We start from the raw sequence: 21024 nt of genomic DNA, 5'->3' as shown, positions 1-21024 counted from the left end.
GTGCCAAAGTCTTTTTTTTGGTAGACAAATCGTCTGCATCAAGCCGGGCATGGCCCTTACCCTCTGCCGGTCATCTTCGTGAGCCGCAACAGCTTAGCCGCCACCTCATCTGTCAGTTGGTTGGGCTGCAGTCGCCATTGCCAGCTTCGTCCGCCCAGACCGGGGGTGTTCATGCGGTGGGTTTCGTCGAGGTTCAGCACATCCTGAATGGGCATAATGGCCAGACGAGCTACCGACTGCATTGTAAGCCGACACACTTGATCGACCACGTTCTTCTCGGTTACTTTAATGCCCAGGTAGTCATTCATCCGCTGGCGATGGAGCTTGTCCAACTCCCGGAACCACCCCAACGTCGTGTTGTTGTCGTGAGTGCCGGAGTAGACCACAAAATTCTCGGCGTGGTTATGAACGGCATAGGTCGAAGTAGGCATATCGGCGCCGAAGCCAAATTGAACCACCCGCATACCCGGTATACCATAATGCCGGAGAAACGGCTGTATATCCGCAGCCTTCGCCCCCAGATCTTCAGCAATAATGGGAAGCTGAACGAACTGACGGTGCATAGCGTGCATGAAAGCCTCTATGGGTGCTTTGACCCACTCACCTACTTTAGCCGTCGGTTCGCTGGCCGGGATTTCCCAATATACCGCAAAACCAAGAAAATGGTCGAGCCGGGTCAGGCTGTAAAGCGACATCTGGTGCCGCAGCCGGCGCATCCACCAGGCAAAGCCCGTACGTTCGTGTTTAGCCCAGTCGTAAATGGGATTGCCCCAGCGCTGTCCATCCTCACTAAAGTAATCGGGCGGAGCACCGGCCACAAACAGCGGCTGAAAGTTTTCGTCGAGTTTAAAAAGATCCGGATTGGCCCATACATCGGCGCTGTTAAACTGCACGTAGATCGGGATATCGCCAATCAAATGAATTTTGCGGGTGTAACAGTAGGCGGCCAGTTCATTCCACTGCCGCAAAAAGAAATACTGAAGTACTTTGATTACCTCAATTTCATCCTGAAGCAGTGTTGCCTGTCTGGCCAGAGCGTCCGGGTCACGCCTTACAATTTCAGTAGGCCATCGAACCCAGACGGGCTCCTTCGTTGACTCCTGCAAAGCCGTGAACAAGGCGTAATCATTCAGCCAGTCAGCTTGCCAGGCGCAAAAGCGGTCATAGTCGCTGCGCTGGGCGGGCGTGGCCTCCCGTAAAAAGGCTTTGGCCGCCTGGATCAACAGGGGTTGTTTTTTAATCCAGGCCGCATGGAGCGTAGACGAGGTTGCCCGAAGCGGTGTAGTGGCCAGCACATCGGCATTTTCAGAAGCTGAAGGTTCTGAAACGCTTACATTCTGAACAGGGCGCTCATTAAATACCGCCAGATCGTCGCCACTTAATAACTTTTCGTCGGCTAATTTCTCCAGACTGATCATCAGTACATTCCCGGCAAAAGCCGATGGACTGCTGTAAGGAGAGAACCCGGAACCGGGGTCAACGGGGGTTAATGGTAAAATTTGCCAGTAGGTTTGTCCGGAAGCTTCCAGAAAATCGGCGAACCGATATGCTTCGGGGCCTAAATCGCCGACACCATGTGCCGAGGCTAATGAAGTAATATGAAGCAGTAAACCACTTGAACGTTGCTGGAGCATGAAAAGTATCGTTGAGCCGAAAGGAATCTGTCGGTAGCGAGCCGTTTTATGTCAATTATTACCTGATCACTCTCGACTATTAACTGACCGCCAACGACTACCGACTTGTTTTTGTACAAATCCGCCCCAGGGCGCTTTTGTTTACTTTTTATCGTAAAAACCTTATTGCCAAATGCATTCCCGATAGAATCAACTAGAAAATGACTAGACTGTTCCTTGACCTTACGCGGTTTTTCTCCTACTTTTGCAGTCCCAAACAATGGGCAACTTTTAATTAACAGCATATCCTATACAAATGAGTACGGCAACGGCAGTCAATACGGGTAAGATTACGCAAATAATCGGGCCGGTCGTGGACGTGAGTTTCGAGGGCGAAGGCTCGCGAATTCCCGCCATCCTGGACGCTCTCAAAGTAACTAAAGCCAATGGACAGCAGGTAATCCTGGAAGTTCAGCAACACCTGGGCGAAGATCGTGTGCGGACTATCGCGATGGACTCGACAGACGGTCTATACCGTGGTATAGATGTTGTTGACCTAGGGCATCAGATAACGATGCCAACGGGCGTAGGCATCCGTGGTCGGCTTTTTAACGTTGTTGGCGAAGCCATTGACGGTATTCCACAACCAACCACAACTGGTGTTGGCCTGCCCATTCACCGTTCGGCGCCTAAGTTCGAAGACCTGGCTACATCGACCGAAGTACTGTTTACCGGTATTAAAGTGATTGACCTGCTGGAGCCTTACGCCAAAGGAGGTAAAATTGGTCTCTTCGGTGGTGCCGGTGTAGGCAAAACCGTATTGATTCAGGAATTGATCAACAACATCGCCAAAGCTTACGCGGGTCTGTCCGTATTTGCCGGTGTTGGTGAGCGTACCCGTGAAGGAAATGACCTGCTGCGTGAAATGATCGAAGCCGGTATTATCCGCTACGGCGATGCGTTTAAACATTCAATGGAAGAAGGTGGCTGGGATCTGACGAAAGTCGATCTTGAGGAGATGACCAACAGCCAGGCAACTTTCGTTTTCGGTCAGATGAACGAGCCACCGGGAGCACGTGCCCGTGTAGCCCTGTCGGGTTTGACCATTGCCGAGCACTTCCGCGATGGAGACGGTGAAGGCGAAGGCCGTGATATCCTGTTCTTCGTTGACAACATTTTCCGGTTTACCCAGGCGGGTTCGGAGGTATCGGCTCTGCTGGGTCGTATGCCATCGGCTGTGGGTTACCAGCCTACGCTGGCTACCGAAATGGGTGTCATGCAGGAGCGGATCACGTCGACCAAACGGGGTTCGATCACCTCGGTACAGGCAGTTTACGTACCTGCCGATGACTTGACCGACCCAGCCCCGGCTACGACCTTTGCTCACTTAGATGCTACGACTGTATTAAGCCGTAAAATCTCCGAGCTGGGTATCTACCCTGCGGTTGACCCACTCGATTCTACCTCACGGATTCTGTCGGCTGAGATTCTTGGCGACGAGCATTACAACACGGCTCAGCGCGTTAAAGAGATTCTGCAACGCTACAAAGAACTGCAGGATATCATCGCCATTCTGGGTCTGGAAGAATTATCAGAAGAAGATAAACTAATCGTAAGCCGCGCCCGTCGTGTACAACGCTTCCTGTCGCAGCCGTTCTTCGTGGCCGAGCAGTTCACCGGTTTGAAAGGTGTACTTGTTCCGATCGAAGATACCATCAAAGGGTTCAACGAAATCATCGACGGTAAGTATGACCACTTGCCCGAAGCAGCGTTCAACCTGGTTGGAACCATCGAAGATGCTGTCGCCAAAGGCGAGCGTCTGTTGAAAGAGTCTGGCCAGTAATTGCCTGTCTCCGAGTACGTTTTCAGGAAGTTCCTATCTGTAAACGTACTCGGAATACAATCCTTCCTCCTGTCAAATTAGTTTAGTCATACACATACATTTGTTTTATGAAAACGATTCGAGGGAGGGTAGGCATTACCCTTTTGTCTGTTAGCCTGACGGCTACAACGATTGCCCCAGCCCAGATTACAACGCCAACGGCCCCTGTAACATCACCAGCAGTTGTTGGAGCGATCAAGGATTCGGCCGTTACGCCCGGTTCATCAGCAACGACGGTTCAGGAGAATGCCAATGCAGCCACGGCTCATTTGGACAATGCCGTAGCTGCCCTTGGTAAGGGCGATAAGGCAACCACTACGCAGGAACTCCAGACCGGAATTTCGGCACTGGAGGCCGAAGCGCAGCAGCAGCCAACGTCGTTTAAAGACAAACTGCTGGCTCAGGCTGGTAAGCTCAAAGCTTTACTCCCACTTATTCCAACCGGTGCGTTAGGAAGTGGCGTATTGGGTAAAGCCGTTAGTCTGGCTAAACTGGCCTCTGGCGGTAATCAGCTTGAAGGCATTCTGGCAGCAGGATCTCTGATTGGCAAGGGCAGTCAGCTAACCGGCGGTTTATCAAACATTGGAGGTGCCTTGTCGGCGTTGGGTGGTAGCAGTGCGACAACCGGTCAGTCGCTGATATCAACCGCTATGGCTACCGTTGGTAAACTGAATCAGGGGGGCATGATAGCCAAAGCAGCCGAACCCGCGGCCAAAAGCCAGATCGGCAGTGTACTTAATTTTGTAAAAGGAGCCTTATAAAAAGATGTATGCTGTATGATGTATAACTTATGACGGGCGTTATCTACCACTTCATATAGCATACATCATATAGCATACATTATACATCTTTCTCGTATGACACTAGATATTATCACTCCCGATCGTAAAGTCTTCTCCGGCGAAGCTACGGCTGTTACATTTCCGGGCAGCGAAGGTCAATTTCAGGTGCTGAACAACCACGCCCCGCTGGTGAGCACGCTGGACAAAGGCCAGGTTGTAGTGCAAACGGCCGCAGGTCAGCAAACCTTTACCGTGGACGGTGGCGTAGTTGAAGTACTTCAGAATAGAGTGCTCGTACTTGCCGAAGCCATAGTTGCCTAGAGGATTTACCCGTTTTGACATAAAAGCGATTCACTTACACCGGGTGGACCGCTTTTTTTATTGCCACTTCATCATTTCAGTTACCTTGTTACCGACTCCAGGTACAACCATGACCAAAAAACCGTTTATCGTCGGCATTACCGGCGGCAGTGCTTCGGGAAAGACGTCTTTTTTAAAGGGTGTTCTCAGTGCCTTTACGGAGGACCAGATTTGCCTGATTTCACAGGATAATTATTACCTGAGCCGCGACATGATTCCGGTAGACGATCAGGGGATTCACAATTTCGACCTACCCGAAACGATCAATCACCACCTGTACGCGGAACATATCGGGCAGTTGCGCAATGGTGAGACCGTAACACAGAAGGAATACACCTTCAACAATCCGAACGTCATTCCGAAGATGCTGACCTTTCATCCGGCCCCGATCATTGTGGTGGAAGGCATTTTTGTATTCCACTTCCGCGAACTGGCCGACCAGATGGATCTAAAAATATTCATCGACGCTAAAAACAGCATCAAACTCGAACGTCGGGTCAAACGCGACGCCGAAGAGCGCGGCTACGACCTCGACGATGTAATGTACCGCTGGAAATACCACGTGAAGCCCACCTACCGGCAGTTTATCAAACCCTACCGCGCCGAAGCCGACATTGTCATCCCCAACAATAACCATTACCAGAAAGGACTGAACGTGGTTATTGAATTTTTGAAAACGAAGGTGTAAAAAAGGAGGAGAGGGAGAAAGGGGAAGAAAGGGAGGAGGGGAGAAAAGCTTCGCATGGCCCTTTTCTTTCCCTTACTCCCTCTCTTCCCTTTACTCCTTCCTCCCTTTTAAATTTCAATCACCACGCCATCACTTTCCGGGTAGCCGGTGCAGGTGAGCACCCATCCTTCGCTCAAGTCCCGCTCGGTCAACACATCGTTGATAATCATGTGAACGCTGCCCGACGTACAACGGGCTACACAAGTGGAGCAGCGGCCGCCCCGGCAACTGTAGGGCAACTTAATTTCCTCGTCCAGAGCCGCCTGCAAAACGGATTTATAGGCCGGAACCTGAATCTCAACCTCACGAGGCTCTCCCTCTCGCTGCCGGATACGCAGCAATACCGTTCGGTCCTGCGCCAGTGTGGGCGGGGGCGTTAACACAACCGGTTTAATGACGAAATCTTCCCGCCGAATCTGGTCAGGGCGAAACCCGCTAAAGACGATTGTAAACTGAGCCGTCCGCATGTAATCACCCGGCCCGCAGATGTAGAACCGGAGCGTCTGCCGATCTGACGTACCGACCAAATCAGGCAGCAATCGTTCGAGCATGACGTTGTTGAGCCGCCCGCGAAGGCCATTCCAGTCGTCAGACGGGTTGCTGAGCAGATAGATCAACCGAAAGCGGTCGGGATATTGCGTCTGCAACTCATCCAATTCCTTTCGAAAAATAATGTTTCGCTCGTGAGGACTACTGTATAGCAGGGTTATTCGACGGCTTGGCTCCGTCCACAAAACCTCCTTTATAACTGCGAACAACGGCGTTATGCCACTCCCCGCCCCCAAAAGCACCAAATCGCCCGCGGTCTGTTGATCAACCGTAAATCGCCCGGCGGGGTGAAGGCTTTTCAGTTCATCGCCAACCTGTAGCGTGTCGAGCAGATACCGGGAAATTTCACCGTTTTCTACCCGCTTGATAGTCAGTCGCAATGGCTCATTGGCCGCCGAACTGAGCGAATACGACCGTCGGACTTCATGCCCGTTGTGCATCAGAATTATTGTCAGAAACTGGCCGGCACGGTGCCGAACGGACCGCCCATCGACCGATTCCAGAAAGTAGCTTTTGGTGTCTGATGCTTCTGAATGAATACGGGTGATCCGCAGCGTAAGAAAATCGTCGGTCATGAACAGGTCTGCTTTATACCAAAACTAATCAAATGAGGGCGGATGTTTGAAAGCCCGGTTGATTTACTGAAATTCGCCCGTTGCGGTAATCCGCTGGTCGCATAGCGACTCACTTACAACGTTAATTTTGCGCTCGTAGAGTTTATAGAATCTACGGGTGGATTGGCGGACAGCGTGACATTTTGCTTTGATTCAGTGTTTACTATAAAAATCGCTTTTAATCCTGCTAATGGAAGCACTCCTGGAAGAAGTTCAGCGCGTCGGGTATGTCAATAAACCCGTTGCCGAAGACATAGATTTAGTCGCCGAAATTAACCGGCTCAAAAAAGAAAAGAATGCCGTAATTCTGGCCCACTATTACGTTGATGGGGCTATTCAGGATATAGCCGATTACATTGGCGATAGCCTGGGCCTGTCGCAACAGGCAGCCGCTACCCCCGCCGACATGATTGTGTTCTGTGGTGTCCACTTTATGGGCGAAACGGCCAAGGTGTTGTCGCCCGAGAAGAAAGTGGTCATCCCTGACCTCAACGCGGGTTGCTCCCTCGCCGACTCCGCTCCTGCGGATAAGTTTGCGGCTTTCAAAGCGCAGTATCCCGACCATATCGTCCTGTCGTACATCAACTGTTCGGCCGAAATCAAGGCGTTGTCCGATATTATCGTCACCTCGTCGAATGCGCTAAAGATTGTTGAAAGTCTGCCGAAAGATCAGAAGATCATCTTCGCGCCGGACGCTAACCTCGGCCGTTTCGTTTCGAAAAAAACCGGCCGCGACATGGTGCTGTGGGATGGTGCCTGTATCGTTCACATCGATATTTCGCTGGAGAAGCTGCATAAACTTCGGGTAGACTATCCCGAAGCGAAGTTCATTGCCCACCCCGAATGTCAAGAGCACATTCTGAGTGAAGCCGATTTTGTAGGCTCCACAACAGCGCTGCTGAAATACGTGGTCGACAGCCCGGAGCAAACGTTTATCGTGGGTACGGAAGCGGGGATTCTGCACAAGATGAAGCAGGCTGTTCCGCACAAGAAGATCATTCCGGCCCCGGCCAGCCAGAATAACACCTGCGCCTGTTCGGAGTGTCCGTACATGAAGATGAACACGATGGAAAAGGTCTACAACGCCATGCTCTACGAACAGCCGGAGATCATTGTACCGGAAGATGTGCGACTGAAAGCGTACGAGTCCGTGGCACGGATGCTGGAGTTAAGTAAGTAGTTAGTTAACAAATCCTTAAACACCAAGAGAATTATGAACTGGCGAGACTATATTGCTTCAGACCCAGCCATTATGTTCGGCAAGCCTGTTATCAAAGGTACATGTATTCCGGTGGATTTGGTTTTGGAGAAACTTGGTAACGGTGAAACGATACCTCAGTTAGTAACCTCACACACACGTGTTACAGAAGAAGGACTTTATGCCTGTTCGCTTCGGAGACAATAAAAAAACGAGGTTCTTATCTAACACAATGTCATGTAAATTATAATTGTACAACCTCAAAATCAGGGAGAGTTTCAATTAGTAACTCAATTGATGAAGCGTATGAATATCAAATTAACCATCGCAGAAGAGACTCCCAAGCAGAAAAAGAAGCGTGAGATTCTGGAAAGTTTGGAGCGAAGCGTTGATGAGATGAACGCGCACTTACGAGGGGAAATCCAATTAAAATCGGCGGACGACTTCCTTAAAGAGCTTTAACGTTACAATTGCCGAGGAGGCACAGCGTGAAGCTAAACAGGTAAGCAAAAAATATCGCTCATTCAAAACCGAGCTAATAAATATACTGAAAACGGATCCCCAACAAGGTGAACCACTTGGTAAAGATTGCTACAAAATTCGGTTGGCAATAACCGATAAACGAAAAGGCAAGCGTGGAGGGGTGCGAGTGATTACGTGCGTTAAGATTGTTAAAGAAACCGTGTTTCTTCTATCAATTTATGACAAAAGCGAAGCTGAAACAATTGCAGACAAGAATTTAGAACGTCGGCTTAAGAACGCTGGCTTACTTTGAATTAATCAATGCCCCATCAATTCGATTTCTTAGTTATTGGCTCCGGAATTGCGGGCCTGAGTTACGCCACCAAGCTGGCCATGCACTTCGACAACCTGCAACAGGATGTGCGTATTGGCGTCATTACCAAAGTGCAGGCCGACGAAACCAACACCAAATACGCACAGGGCGGTATCGCAGCCGTATGGTCGGAGGATGACTCGTTCGAGAAGCACATTGAAGATACCATGGTGGCGGGCGACTACCTCAGCGACCGGCATATTGTTGAGATCGTCGTCAACGAAGGGCCGGGACGTATTCAGGAGCTGATCAGCTATGGTACCCGCTTCGACAAGGAACATGGCGGTACGGATTATGACCTCGCCAAAGAAGGTGGCCACTCCGATTACCGGATTCTGCACTTTAAAGACATCACCGGGGCCGAAATTGAGCGGGCCTTACTCGAGAAAGCGAACTCGCTGAAGTCGATTGAGATTTTTACGCATTTCTACGCTGTTGAACTCATCACCCGCCACCAGCTCGGCGAAACCGTTCATCGGTACGATACGGACAACAAATGCTTTGGCGCCTATGTCCTGAACACCCAGACGGGGCAGGTCGAGGTATTCCTGGCGAAAACAACGCTGCTGGCTACCGGCGGCATTGGTAATATTTATCAAAATACGACCAATCCCAATATTGCCACCGGCGATGGCATTGCGATGGCCTACCGCGCCAAGGGCATTGGCAAGGATATGGAATTTATCCAGTTCCACCCCACGGCGCTTTACGAGCCGGGCAAAAAGCCCAATTTCCTCATTTCCGAAGCCGTGCGGGGTTTTGGCGGTATTCTCCGCACCCGAAAGGGCGAAACGTTCATGGAGAACTACGACCCGCGCCTATCCCTCGCCCCGCGCGATATTGTGGCCCGCGCCATCGACTCCGAAATGAAAAAAGCCGGTGACCCACACGTGTACCTCGACGTGACCCACTGCGACTACGAGAAGTTTATCGAGCATTTTCCAAACATCACGGCCTACTGCCGCGACCACCTGGGGCTGGATCTGCGAAAAGATTATATTCCCGTTGTTCCGGCGCAGCATTATCTCTGCGGAGGCATTCGGGTGAATGAATGGGGGCAGACGAACATTCAGTTTCTGTATGCCGTTGGTGAATGTTCCTGCACGGGTCTGCACGGTGCCAATCGACTGGCTTCTAACTCCCTGCTCGAAGCGGTGGTCTTTGGTCATCGGGCCTTCGAAAAAACCGTCGAGCTACTCGGCGGTGCCGCTATCCCAGACAATATCCCCGACTGGAACGATGCCGGAACCACCCATCCCGAAGAACTGGTACTGGTCACCGAAATGAAGAAAGAGCTGGAGTCGATCATGTCGAACTACGTGGGCATTGTCCGCTCGAACCGACGTCTGAAACGGGCCATGGACCGGCTTGAACTCCTCTATCTGGAACACGAAGAACTCTACCGCCAGTCGAAAGTATCGGTGCCTATCTGCGAACTCCGGAACATGATCGAAGTGGCCTATCTGGTGATCAAAATGGCCATGGCCCGGCGCGAAAACCGGGGGTTACATTATAATCTCGACAACGAAAAGTAACTGTACCGAACAGCAGCGGCCCGGGTGGCCGCTGCTGTTCGGTACAGTACATTAACGTAAATTTTGGATGTATTCGCTGTCAACTATCTGATTATCAAGGCCCTTTTTTGTCATTCCTCCTTGCGTTGGGATGACAAAAACGGGCTATTGCTCAGTTGTTGAGCTGTCCATGATTCACGTTACCTTACTTTACCCGTTCCAGCAACTCATCGCGGTAGGAACCGGCCAGGGGGATTTGCGCCTTGCCGATGGTGAGTTGATGCCGCTCTATCTTTTCAATTCGATCGATGGCTACGATGTAGGATTTATGAACCCGCATGAACCGGTCGATGGGGAGCAGGTCAATGGCTTCGGTAATGGTCATGCGGGTGAGGGCTTTTTTGCCGGTTTCCTGAAACGTGAGGTAGTTACCCTCCGATTCGATGTACTGTAACTCGTCCAGATTGATTCGTACCCAATCGTAGCCGTCTTTAACAAAAACGAAGGGCGACTTTTTTGAATCGCCGGACAAGCGTTCGTAGGCTTTGTTGGCCGTCTGCATAAACCGCCCGAAGGCAATGGGCTTCAGCAGGTAATCCAGCGCGCTCAGTTCAAACCCCTGCAAAGCGTATTCCGGGTAAGCCGTTGTAAACACCACCAGCGATTTGTTGCCAACCACCTGGGCGAAGTCCAGCCCCGTCAGGTCGGGCATATTGATATCCAGAAAAATCAGATCGACAGCTTCCGTTTTCAGGAACGTTAACGCATCGAACGCATTCACGAACGTGCGCTTCAGGTCCAGAAACGGTACTTTACCGGCGTGTGCCTTAATAATATCGAGCGCAATTGGTTCGTCGTCGATGGCGATACAGCGGAGGGTAAATGGCATTAAGTAGACTGATTAATCGGCGCAGTTGGCAAAATTCGATTCAGGTATCTGTAGGCAGCCACACAAACCAGCGCGCAGCCCACCAACAAAGCAACATAATAAACATCACTGCCCATCCACTCGCGAGTCGTATTTTCGCTCATATTCAACCCGTCATCACTTAAAAATGTAAGTGAGCTAAGGCCATTATTCACAAAGTGCAAAAACATACAAAGCGTAAGCGAACGGGTGCGATAATATAACCAGCCGAGCGCCAGACCGATGAAAGTCGCATTCAGGGCCTGGGCCGGGATGAAATGAATGAAGCCAAAAATCAGCGCCGACCAGATAATGGCTTTTGCCGGGCGGTAGTTTTTTAAGAATCCGTCCAGAATAATTCCCCGAAACAGAATTTCTTCCAGAATAGGTGCGGCAATAACAGCCGAAAGAATAACATGTTTGGTAAACGCTTTCCGTATAAGTTCCTCGATGGCTTCGGGCATGGGAATAGCGCTCACAATGGGTTCGGCCAATACACCCATCGCAATTAACCCAACCGCCGAGACCAGATAAGCCAAAACGGGAACCGACGCAAAAGACAACTCACGGCTACCCCGCTTCCGGAACGCATACCAGATGGTGAGCCCCATACCAAGAGCATAAGCCAATGTTTGCCCGATGGTATCCAAGAAAGGCAGTTTGTAGGCCTCGGCAGCCGCTTGCAGGCCAATCATCGGTAAGGCAGCGGGTACTTGTGCCAGCAGAAATACACCTATCAACGTCCAAATCTGCGTGAGATTTGGATACGTGCTTTCAGACGGAGTAATAGGCTGAACTCCTTCTTCAAATGAGTCAGCGGTATCAGTTGTCATGGTCATGTACAGGTTTTATGGTCGATATACTCAAACGTGTTCTATTGATATTTCGTTACTAACCTTATGCATAGCCCCTTAATCGTTGTGGCTTCTCAGCGAATATTTGTGTAACATACTTTGTCATAGACTAATAACCAAATTAACCAGAAATGTATCTTTAATTTTATTTACCGTTAGCGTATGCCGATCAGGGTAGGCTAATGTAAGGCGCTGACGAACGTTGGCCAAACCCAGCCCCGTTCCTTTTTCCAGGTCGGTGCGGGTCAGAACGCTATTCTCTGTGGTAAGGTGAAGTGTTCCCTGCTGCACCCGCAATCGAATATGAACGAAACAGGGGTATTGCATGCTTATGCCATATTTGAAGGCATTTTCGATAAGCGGATTCAGCAACAGCGGCACAATCTGAGCGGGCTTTTCATCCCAGTCGATGGTTACCTGAATGTCGATATTGTCCTGATTCGGGAGTCGAAGGCGCTGGAGTTCGACAAAGTCATCAATGAACCGAAGTTCGCGCTGAATGTCTGTCGTTTGCAGCCGGGATTCTTCCATCACATAGCGCACAATACCCGATAGCTGCTGAATACTCTCGGCGGTCCGGGGGCTATCTTCCAGAATGGCCGTGCCGTAGATGTTGTTGAGTGAATTGAACAGAAAGTGCGGATTGACCTGGGCTTTCAGGGCTTCGAGTTCGGCTTGGGTGCGCTGCTGGATAAGATCGAGTTGAAGCTTACGGCTTTTACGAAAGTCGACGATGAACCCGTAAATAACCATGCAAATCAACAAAAACAATGTCAGTGCGAAGGCAAACATCTCGTTGTAAGCCCCGGCGTTTTCCTTGTGTTCCAGATTATACTTGTCAAATACCTTAGTTAATCCATCTGCGCTGCCATTCCAGAGTAGAAGAAGACAAACAACATACAGCACGGTATAGGCCCCCTTATTATTTTTGAAGACATGCCGATGAAACAGGGAATAATAAATATGCGAAAGGCCCCATAATAACACGATAAAAAAAACAAGTACAAAGGCGGCACCCACAAGAGCCACAATGAATGAAATAGACTCCTTTCTGCCAGATTCCGCATACCCATTCTTAAAACCTCGCATGAAGTCCCCAAAGTCTGTAAAGAGGAACAAAACAAGCGTGCAAACGACAATAACGAGCCAGATTCCCCATGTCTCCCAGAAGCGAATAAGCCGGGGAGAAAACCGCTGTTGTGGAGCGAGGGGCACAGTCTGATAGGGCACTTTTTTCAAGGTAGTTTCTATTTACTTTGTCAAAGTTAGAGGATACGAATAGCTTCCGGTGCCAGCGCGGCCAACAATACCAGGACGTGCACCGCTACGCCATACCAGAAACCGTACTTCATGCGGACGTAACCAAAGTAAAACCCATTGAGTAAGCTGCATAGAAGTAAAATGGGCAGTAACAGCAACTGCGCATCTTTCAATGCACCCACATCGTCGATGATTTTCATGAAGCCGTAAACTATACCAACACTATAAAAAATCCAGCGGAAATTGGTTTGCCAGAATCGTTCGATACGGGCGAAAACAGCCGGACGTTTCAGGTAATAATTCAGTCCATACACAACCGCTGCCCATAAGAGTATCATCCAAAATAGCGTAAACTCATTGGTCATTACCTTTAGTGTATGGTAATAATAACCAAGCGGAATCCATAACGCGAATGCAAGCAGGTTTCGAAGTCGACTTGGTGCAAGCCGAAGTATAGCCCGGAATACCGCTTCTTCAAGAGTGACGGCAATCAGTATAACAAGCAAGAAGACACCCATAGAAGAGCGATGACGGTCCAGAAGCGGCCTAAAGATGACCTCCCCCGTTGTAAAATGCACCAGAAGAGTATTTCCGGCCGTAATCAGCAGAATTCCCAGCACTAACGGATAGCCCGCTAAAAAACGTCGGGTCGTCATCGCCGGTTGGTTGCCGGGATGATCGGCCAGTGGCTGGCGGTATTGCGGCCGACTAATATAGTTTCGAAAATCGGCAAAGGTGGTTTGTAGCGTTTCCATGATAACAATCAACGAGTAAAGGTTAATAATGCGCGCAGGCATCCAATTTGTACCCCACGACACGTGCGCCGTTTCGATGGATCAAAACAAGCACATGGCTGCCGCCCCCTAAAATCAGTGTGACGAAGTCCCCGGACTTTGGGAGGAAATGGGCAAAGTTTGGGATTTGACCGAACTTCGTTTTAGCCATCTATTGTTTTTCACTGAAATAAGTACCTTTGACTAATCACAGACTGAAATGGAATTAGCACACGACTCCAATACCCGTCCGAAAGGTGGTGCCGCCTTATTTCGATGGATTATGGAACAACGGAAACTCGAAGAGAGCAAGCCCCGGGAGCTTACCGAAGGGCAAAAAGCCGCCATCGCCGAATTGAAAAAACGTAATGCAGAACGAGGGACAACAGTCATTAAAGCATGACTTTACGTTTGGCGGTGGCCCTACTAACTCCTATTATTTCGCCAATGGACTGGGACTTACTTACGAAGTGATGTTTCAGCCATCAGGCTATTTGTTTCCTGATTATCCTGATTTCAATGGGGATGTATATGAGTTCATCATCCGCATCGAAGAAAACATCCTGACCATAAACCCGCCTGCCGATCCACTTTTGCCCCCAACCATTGCGGCTATTTTCCGGGATTTTTTTAAACGAGAAGGGGCTGTTGTCGTTTACATCTGTGATTCATCGGATGGTCGGCAAGCCGTTCGATTCAGAAAGTTTAACTCTTGGTATAGCTATTTCGAAGGCAGAGGAACAACCCTTATGAAAATTGACCTGGAGTTTGAGGATAAGGAACAACCCGTTTATACCTCTTTAATCGTACAGGCCAGACATCCACTTCTTCAACAAATCATTGTTGCATACCAGCAATTAGTTCTTTGGGATGATGACCCTGATAAACAATAACTGTAGTGCAGGTATTCCTCAACCCATTCACACATGAATCAGCAAGACATTATCGACTTCATACAACAGAGCGACAGCCCGAAAATCAAATACGCATTTACCGATATAGACGGGGTGCTGCGCGGTAAAATCATTCACCGCAAGAAATTTCTGGATGGTCTGGCCGATGGTTTCGGTTTTTGCGACGTTGTGTGGGGGTGGGATGTGTCGGATACGCCCTACGACAACGGCCTGACAACGGGCTGGCAGTCCGGCTACCCCGACGCCCCCGTTCGGCTCGATCTGGCCACGTTTCGGCAGTTGCCCTGGGAAGATAACATTCCGTTTTTCCTGGCCGATTTCACGCCCAGCGCAGACAAAAAACCGAATCATTACGCGCTGGCGGCCTGCCCACGCAGCCTGCTCAAACGCATCGCGGGGCAGTGCGCCGACATGGGCTTTCATGCCGAATACGCCCAGGAGTTCGAGTGGTTCAACTTTCGCGAAACCCCAAAAAGCTTACAGGAAAAGAGTTTTCAGCATCTGGAGCCGTTAACGCCGGGCATGTTTGGTTACTCCATCCTGCGTCCCTCACTCGAAAGCGCTTTCTACCACGATCTGTTCGATTTGCTCGCCCAGTTCGATATTCCGCTGGAAGGCCTGCATACCGAAACCGGACCGGGCGTGTACGAAGCCGCTATCATGCACGACGAGGTAGTCCGGGCCGCCGACAAAGCCGCCCTGTTCAAAACCGGGGTGAAGGAAATAGCCTACCGCCATGGCATTGTAGCTACATTTATGGCGAAATGGAATGCCGACCTGCCGGGTTGCAGCGGGCACATTCACCAGAGCCTGTGGGACACCGACCAAACAAAGAACCTGTTCTATGACGCCACCCAGCCCGATAACATGAGCGAGCTGATGCGCCAGTTCATAGCCGGTCAGTTATATTGCTTACCACACATCACACCCATGTTTGCCCCGACCATCAACAGCTACAAGCGGTTGGTCGAAGGGGCCTGGGCGCCTACCACCGTTACCTGGTCGGTCGATAACCGAACTACGGCGTTGCGGGTGCTGAATCACAAAGAAGCGTACACTCGCGTAGAGCATCGGGTGTCGGGGGCGGATACCAATCCCTATCTGGCTATATCGGCCGCGCTGGCATCGGGGCTGTATGGCATTCGTCATAAATTGACGCTCGATATACCGGCTTCGGTTGGCAACGGGTATACAGATAAACGAAATGGTATCTTACCCTCAAATCTGGCCGAAGCAACCCGCGCAATGGCCAATTCGCCGGTGGCGGCTGAACTGTTTGGCGCTGAGTTTGTTGACCATTTTACCCGCACCCGCGACTGGGAATGGCGACAGTACATTCGCCAGGTGAGCGATTGGGAGTTAAAACGATATTTTGAAATTATTTAACGTGTAGAGACGCAACCTTTTGCGTCTTTTAAGCTAAGCGTCAGCCAAAACCATCCGGTTAAGGAGACGCAAAGGGTTGCATCTCTACACACACAAACAATGCGTCTTGTTGATTACTCTTCAATTATAAAGAAAGCCTGGGCGAACTTTGACGGTTCTGTCCAGATTGATACCATTCAGGATATAAGTGCCCGCGTCTCGACTAACCACGTCTTCAAAGTTACCTTCGAAGACGGCGACCATATTATTGCCAAACTCTCTTATTTCGGTAAGTACGAACAATTTCTGGAAGATCACCAGATCATCCACGCCCTGGCGAATAACCTGCTTTACCCCTTCGAAAATGTGCTGGCGAAGTCGCTGGTTCGCGACGGTCAGGTATATACGTACCGCCACCGGGACGGCTTTCTGGACGCCTGGGTGGTGTTTTATAATCCAATCCGAATTCAATTGAAGCTCCCCCGCCGACTGGAGGAGCACCACATCCGCACACTTGGCCGGGAAATTGCCCGCTTTCATAAAGCCTGTTCACGGGTTAGCCCCGTTTTGCCCAAATCCAGTAAAACCCTACGCTCCGATGTGTGGGATCTGCTCGATCTGCTGGAAACAGAAACCGGGCAGTTTGAACACCGGATGCATATCGACGAATTGAAACGCCAGTGCGAACTCTTCCTGGCAAATCGCCAGAAACTGGTAGCGGGCACCGTCGAAACCATGCCCGTTTTTGTGGACTGGAACATCGGTAATTTTTCGGTTACCAACGAACTGGAGCTTTATTCGCGCTGGGATTACGACTGGTTCCGAATTAGTTACCGGGTCATGGATTTCTATTTTTTCAGTAGGGTCGTTTCCAACATCGGCGACCGAACGGTCTTCAGCTACGTAATCGGTCCCTTGATGGAAGACCGTTTTTTATTATTTTTAAAAGAATATCACCGCATATTTCCACTAACAGAAAACGAAATTCGTTTCTTACCCGAGGCTTATCGGTTTTTCATACTCAACTACGTCATAAAATACGGTCGTTATTTTTTCCACCGTACCTACGCTATCAAACTCCAGCAGGAGGCTTATGACATTTATTTCCCGTCGATTGACACCTTCGACGCGGAAAAAATCCTGAAGGCGCTGGGTATTTAACCGCTTCGGCGGTCATCGTAAACGTGACCGACACAAACGACCTGGTCGTATTGATTGAGGCTGTCCGGCAAGGCAATCAGGACGCTTTCCGGCATCTGTATGAACGAACGAAAATCCGGGTTTTCCACCTGGCGCTCGGCTATGTCCGAAACCGGGAAGACGCCGAGGAAATTACGCAGGACGTGTATGTCGAGTTATTTCGGTCGGCGGGAAGTTTTAAAGGCGACGCCAGCGGAACAACCTGGCTCTATCGCATTGCGGTCAATAAATCGCTGGACTTCCTCAAACACCAGAAACGCCGGAAACGCTTTGCCTTCCTGACGAGTTTATTTGATGCGAAAACAGGCGAGACGCTCCATCAGCCTACTGATTTTTCGCACCCCGGCATCACGCTGGAAAACAAAGAACAGGCCACCCTACTGTTCAAGGCCATCGATACACTTTCGGAGAAGCAGAAAACCGCGTATATCTTAACCAAAATAGAAGGGATGAGCAACATTGAAACAGCGGCCGTCATGACCATCAGCGTCGGCGCGGTAGAGTCGCTGCTACAACGAGCTACCGATAATCTCAAAAAGCAATTAGCTGGTGTTTATAAATCGTTAATAGATGGTTGACATGTACGTTAACCCGTAGGAATCGCTCACATTTGTCGTCTAACGCGCTATGGAACCAAAACAAGAGAAATGGATAAACGATATACTGGACAGTGTGAATAGCCTTCAGCGGACCGAACCGAGCCCGTTTCTGTTCGCTAAAATTCGTGATCGCCTGCATTCTGCTCCGCAATCGGTCTATCTACCCGCCCGAACGGTGTGGCTGACCGCGGCCTCTTTTGTGTTGTTAACATGGCTTAATGTGCAGCTCTCAACGCAGCGATCAGCAGCAACAAGCCAGGAGGCAAGCCCGTTGAATACGGTGATCACCGATATGCAGCTTTACCCGGCAACGACTCAACTTTACGACGCATGGAGCGGACCAAACTACTAACCCTTGCCGTCGTCGGCTTACTTCTTCTCAATCTGCTGACTATCGGCTTTCTTTTTCTTAAGCCAGACGGCCCGCCCCAACCGGAACAGGCCCCGGGAAGGCCCGGTGCAGAAGGCCCCGCAGCCGTAATTATTGAGCGGCTTCATTTGGATGCTAATCAACAGGCACACTATCGCCAACTGGTTCAGGCGCACCAGGAAAAAACGCGTACGCTAAACCAGAAAACGGCTCAGCTCTACCGCACTTATTACGGATTACTGGAAGCGCCGACTTATGATGTCCAACAGGCCAACTCCATGAGTCAGCAAATCGCCGATAATCAACGGGCGATAGCTCAATTGAATTTCGATCACTTCAACCAGATCAAATCCCTTTGCCGTCCCGATCAACTGGCAGATTTCAACCGGCTGGTTAGCGAATTAGCCCGCTTGTTTGGCAGGCAGCAACGCCCACGACGCCCTGGTATGAGCGGACCGCCACCGGGAGCACCTGAAGATTTACCACCCCGCCCGTAGGAATTGCGAAGCAGACAGCGTCTAACGGTATTGAGTGACGAGGTTGTACCAGACAGCATCTTGCAGTTTGGTACAACCAACTTCTCGACAAACCGTCAACCAACATGAATATGCTGTCAATCGCATCCAAACCAGGTAGTCTGGTTCTTTTATTGTCAATTGTCGTTTTTATAGCCTGTCAGAAGAGTGACGACGCGGTTTCGCCAACTACGTCCACGACCACCGGCACGACGAGTTCAACGGCCACCAGTGTGGGGGCGGGCGTGCCGGATGTGTACAAAAAGATTTACGGCGCTACGGAGATTTATGTAGAAGGCACGAATATCGTTATCAAGACCAAAGGGCGCCCCGACCATAAAAGCCCGTATTATCAGGGAACAGCCTGGGAAAGTACCCTGTATGAAGCGTATAACGGAACGAACACGAAATACGCCACTAACCCAAACCGAATTGCAGAAGTTAACCTGACGTTTAAAATCCCACTGAGTCCGGCAGTCGATGCGGCCCACGTCGAAACGCCTTTGGGGGCCATTGGCGTTTCGCTCAACGGCGTTGCTTTTTTCAATCAATACGCAGCACAACGGGCGGTGTTAACAAACGAAATCAACGGCTTTGATCAATACAACGGTCACCCCCAGCAACAGGGGCAATACCATTACCACGTTGAGCCAACCTATCTGACCAAAAACAAAGGGAAAGATGCACTCCTGGGTTTTCTGCTGGATGGTTTTCCGGTCTACGGCCCGCTGGAAAATGGCAAAACCATCACCAATGCGGATCTGGATAAGTACCACGGACACACGGCGGCAACGGCCGATTACCCAAACGGCATCTACCACTACCACATCACCGCCGAAGACCCTTACCTCAATGGCAGCGGATACTATGGCAAAGCAGGAACTGTTACGCAGTAAGTTCGGGTCGATAGCCGTTCTGCTCTTTCTGCTGGCCGATTGTCGACAAACGGCACCGGTTACCGGCACCATTCCGGGCGTGTATGTCTCGGCCAATCAGGCGGGATGGCAAAAGCGGGAGGGTAAACTGTGGCGGCACGACACCCTGTTTAGTGGTTGGTATTATCAGCTATGGCCCACCGGCGACACCGCTTTTGTGGGGGCTTACGATCAGGGAAAAGCGGAAGGTCTTCATCGGCAGTGGTATACAAATCGTCGGCTGCAGGCAATACGCCGGTATAAGAAAGGCTGGCAGGAAGGTGAGCAGCGCGGCTGGTACCAGTCGGGCAAGCCTGCTTTCATTTATACGTTTAAAAGCGATGTGTATGAAGGCCGTCGGCAGGAGTGGTACGCAAACGGAAAACCGGCGCAGGATGGCCATTACCACGAGGGCCATGAAAACGGATGGCAACGAATGTGGTACGCCGATGGTCGTTTAAAAGTAAATTATGTAGCCCGCAACGGCCGAAATTATGGATTTACCGGGGTTAAAAATTGCGTCAATGTCTGGGATTCGATCCCTATTTCACATTAGTCTACTGACCATTTTGGTGGTGAGTGTGTTGGCTTGCTACAAACAGGAGTCGGCGGATGGTACACAAACGCCTTCGAGCGACGATGTTCCGTATTACAACACGCCGGATTTTACGCCCGTCTGGCTTACTAACTCCGGAGATGTAGATAAACAGATTACCCATCGCATTGCCAACTTTAGTTTGCGTGACCAGACAAATACGATTGTCACCCAGCAAACCATGGCAAACAAAATTTACGTGGCTAATTTCTTCTTTACCTCCTGCCCTACCATTTGCCCCAAAATGACCAACCTGCTCAGGGCAGTGCAGGATACCTTCCGGCAAGAGCCAGCCGTTGCGTTACTTTCCTTTAGTGTTACCCCCTGGCTCGACTCGGTGCCAAGGCTTCGTAAATACGCTGCTGAAAAAGGCGTTATAGCCGATAAGTGGCACCTCCTGACCGGCAGCCGGAATGACATATATAGCCTGGCACGACGGTCTTATTTTGCCGAAGAAGCCATAGGTTTCACCAAAGACTCGACTGAGTTTTTACATACTGAGCACATTATTCTGGTCGACCGGAACCGACGGATACGGGGGGTTTACAACGGGACGCTACCGCTGGACATTGACAAGCTGATTACAGACATTAAATCGTTATTACAGGAAATCTGATAAAAAATTCGGGCTGCGTCGTACTTTTACTAATAATCTATTGCCCGCAACGCCAATTTATTCGTATT

24 protein-coding genes are annotated in these 21024 nt (G+C 50.2%); 18 read left to right on the top strand and 6 right to left on the bottom strand.

What is annotated here, in order from left to right:
- Positions 1-56 precede the first annotated feature (56 nt).
- Complete coding sequence (gene malQ, locus ACYVJM_RS29605; protein WP_461151738.1) at positions 57-1634, bottom strand: 4-alpha-glucanotransferase; 1578 nt, start codon at positions 1632-1634, stop codon at positions 57-59.
- Between the two features lie 295 nt (positions 1635-1929).
- Here malQ and atpD point away from each other — a divergent pair, with 295 nt between their 5' ends.
- From atpD to udk, 4 genes are all read left to right on the top strand, one after another.
- Positions 1930-3456, top strand: a complete 1527-nt coding sequence (atpD, locus tag ACYVJM_RS29600) for a F0F1 ATP synthase subunit beta (protein WP_461151737.1) — start codon at positions 1930-1932, stop codon at positions 3454-3456.
- A gap of 107 nt (positions 3457-3563) precedes the next feature.
- The gene (locus ACYVJM_RS29595) at positions 3564-4256 is read left to right on the top strand and encodes a hypothetical protein (protein ID WP_461151736.1); all 693 of its coding nucleotides are present in this window, start codon (positions 3564-3566) and stop codon (positions 4254-4256) included.
- 96 nt (positions 4257-4352) lie between these two features.
- Positions 4353-4598 (top strand): ATP synthase F1 subunit epsilon, encoded by a 246-nt coding sequence (atpC, locus tag ACYVJM_RS29590; protein ID WP_461151735.1) that lies wholly within the window; start codon positions 4353-4355, stop codon positions 4596-4598.
- Between the two features lie 109 nt (positions 4599-4707).
- Positions 4708-5325, top strand: coding sequence for a uridine kinase (gene udk, locus ACYVJM_RS29585; RefSeq protein WP_461151734.1), 618 nt, complete (start codon positions 4708-4710; stop codon positions 5323-5325).
- A 107-nt stretch (positions 5326-5432) separates the two neighbouring features.
- Here udk and ACYVJM_RS29580 read toward each other — a convergent pair whose 3' ends face one another.
- Positions 5433-6488 (bottom strand): 2Fe-2S iron-sulfur cluster-binding protein, encoded by a 1056-nt coding sequence (locus ACYVJM_RS29580; RefSeq protein WP_461151733.1) that lies wholly within the window; start codon positions 6486-6488, stop codon positions 5433-5435.
- 229 nt (positions 6489-6717) lie between these two features.
- On the opposite strand from ACYVJM_RS29580, the gene nadA reads away from it, so the two are divergent.
- From nadA to nadB, 4 genes are all read left to right on the top strand, one after another.
- Positions 6718-7707, top strand: coding sequence for a quinolinate synthase NadA (gene nadA / locus ACYVJM_RS29575; RefSeq protein ID WP_461151732.1), 990 nt, complete (start codon positions 6718-6720; stop codon positions 7705-7707).
- 33 nt (positions 7708-7740) lie between these two features.
- Positions 7741-7932 carry a DUF433 domain-containing protein gene (locus tag ACYVJM_RS29570; RefSeq protein WP_461151731.1) on the top strand — a complete coding sequence of 64 codons (192 nt, stop codon included), beginning with the start codon at positions 7741-7743 and terminating at the stop codon, positions 7930-7932.
- Positions 7933-8031: 99 nt separating this feature from the next.
- Positions 8032-8187, top strand: a complete 156-nt coding sequence (locus ACYVJM_RS29565) for a hypothetical protein (RefSeq protein WP_461151730.1) — start codon at positions 8032-8034, stop codon at positions 8185-8187.
- Positions 8188-8508: 321 nt separating this feature from the next.
- A complete protein-coding gene (nadB, locus tag ACYVJM_RS29560; RefSeq protein ID WP_461151729.1) occupies positions 8509-10095 on the top strand; it encodes an L-aspartate oxidase in 1587 nt (528 codons plus the stop codon).
- Positions 10096-10279: 184 nt separating this feature from the next.
- On the opposite strand, the gene ACYVJM_RS29555 is transcribed toward nadB, so the two are convergent.
- The 4 genes from ACYVJM_RS29555 to ACYVJM_RS29540 all read right to left on the bottom strand — a co-directional run bounded on the left by ACYVJM_RS29555 (position 10280) and on the right by ACYVJM_RS29540 (position 13850).
- The gene (locus ACYVJM_RS29555; protein WP_461151728.1) at positions 10280-10963 is read right to left on the bottom strand and encodes a LytR/AlgR family response regulator transcription factor; all 684 of its coding nucleotides are present in this window, start codon (positions 10961-10963) and stop codon (positions 10280-10282) included.
- Complete coding sequence (locus ACYVJM_RS29550; RefSeq protein WP_461151727.1) at positions 10963-11814, bottom strand: lysostaphin resistance A-like protein; 852 nt, start codon at positions 11812-11814, stop codon at positions 10963-10965. The genes ACYVJM_RS29555 and ACYVJM_RS29550 overlap by 1 nt, the downstream gene beginning before the upstream one ends.
- 123 nt (positions 11815-11937) lie before the next feature.
- Positions 11938-13065 (bottom strand): sensor histidine kinase, encoded by a 1128-nt coding sequence (locus ACYVJM_RS29545; protein ID WP_461151744.1) that lies wholly within the window; start codon positions 13063-13065, stop codon positions 11938-11940.
- 35 nt (positions 13066-13100) lie between these two features.
- A complete protein-coding gene (locus ACYVJM_RS29540; RefSeq protein WP_461151726.1) occupies positions 13101-13850 on the bottom strand; it encodes a hypothetical protein in 750 nt (249 codons plus the stop codon).
- Positions 13851-14088: 238 nt separating this feature from the next.
- On the opposite strand from ACYVJM_RS29540, the gene ACYVJM_RS29535 reads away from it, so the two are divergent.
- The 10 genes from ACYVJM_RS29535 to ACYVJM_RS29490 all read left to right on the top strand — a co-directional run bounded on the left by ACYVJM_RS29535 (position 14089) and on the right by ACYVJM_RS29490 (position 20956).
- Complete coding sequence (locus ACYVJM_RS29535; protein WP_461151725.1) at positions 14089-14271, top strand: hypothetical protein; 183 nt, start codon at positions 14089-14091, stop codon at positions 14269-14271.
- Positions 14237-14761 carry a DUF6169 family protein gene (locus tag ACYVJM_RS29530; RefSeq protein ID WP_461151724.1) on the top strand — a complete coding sequence of 175 codons (525 nt, stop codon included), beginning with the start codon at positions 14237-14239 and terminating at the stop codon, positions 14759-14761. The genes ACYVJM_RS29535 and ACYVJM_RS29530 overlap by 35 nt, the downstream gene beginning before the upstream one ends.
- A gap of 33 nt (positions 14762-14794) precedes the next feature.
- Entirely contained in the window at positions 14795-16168 is a 1374-nt protein-coding gene (locus ACYVJM_RS29525) for a glutamine synthetase family protein (protein WP_461151723.1), read from the top strand.
- A gap of 99 nt (positions 16169-16267) precedes the next feature.
- A complete protein-coding gene (locus ACYVJM_RS29520; RefSeq protein WP_461151722.1) occupies positions 16268-17308 on the top strand; it encodes an aminoglycoside phosphotransferase/kinase family protein in 1041 nt (346 codons plus the stop codon).
- Positions 17309-17331: 23 nt separating this feature from the next.
- Positions 17332-17925, top strand: coding sequence for an RNA polymerase sigma factor (locus ACYVJM_RS29515; protein WP_461151721.1), 594 nt, complete (start codon positions 17332-17334; stop codon positions 17923-17925).
- A 49-nt stretch (positions 17926-17974) separates the two neighbouring features.
- A complete protein-coding gene (locus ACYVJM_RS29510) occupies positions 17975-18298 on the top strand; it encodes a hypothetical protein (RefSeq protein ID WP_461151720.1) in 324 nt (107 codons plus the stop codon).
- On the top strand, positions 18277-18813 hold the full coding sequence (locus tag ACYVJM_RS29505; RefSeq protein WP_461151719.1) for a Spy/CpxP family protein refolding chaperone: 537 nt from the start codon (positions 18277-18279) through the stop codon (positions 18811-18813). Before ACYVJM_RS29510 ends, ACYVJM_RS29505 begins: the two co-directional genes overlap by 22 nt.
- Before the next feature lie 110 nt (positions 18814-18923).
- Positions 18924-19727: a YHYH protein gene (locus ACYVJM_RS29500; protein ID WP_461151743.1), complete on the top strand. Its 804-nt coding sequence runs from the start codon at positions 18924-18926 to the stop codon at positions 19725-19727.
- Positions 19684-20301 (top strand): toxin-antitoxin system YwqK family antitoxin, encoded by a 618-nt coding sequence (locus ACYVJM_RS29495; RefSeq protein ID WP_461151718.1) that lies wholly within the window; start codon positions 19684-19686, stop codon positions 20299-20301. Before ACYVJM_RS29500 ends, ACYVJM_RS29495 begins: the two co-directional genes overlap by 44 nt.
- The gene (locus tag ACYVJM_RS29490; protein ID WP_461151717.1) at positions 20270-20956 is read left to right on the top strand and encodes an SCO family protein; all 687 of its coding nucleotides are present in this window, start codon (positions 20270-20272) and stop codon (positions 20954-20956) included. The genes ACYVJM_RS29495 and ACYVJM_RS29490 overlap by 32 nt, the downstream gene beginning before the upstream one ends.
- Positions 20957-21024 lie beyond the last annotated feature (68 nt).

This window comes from Spirosoma pulveris (assembly GCF_054781875.1).
This window is presented reverse-complemented; position numbering and strand designations above follow the sequence as displayed.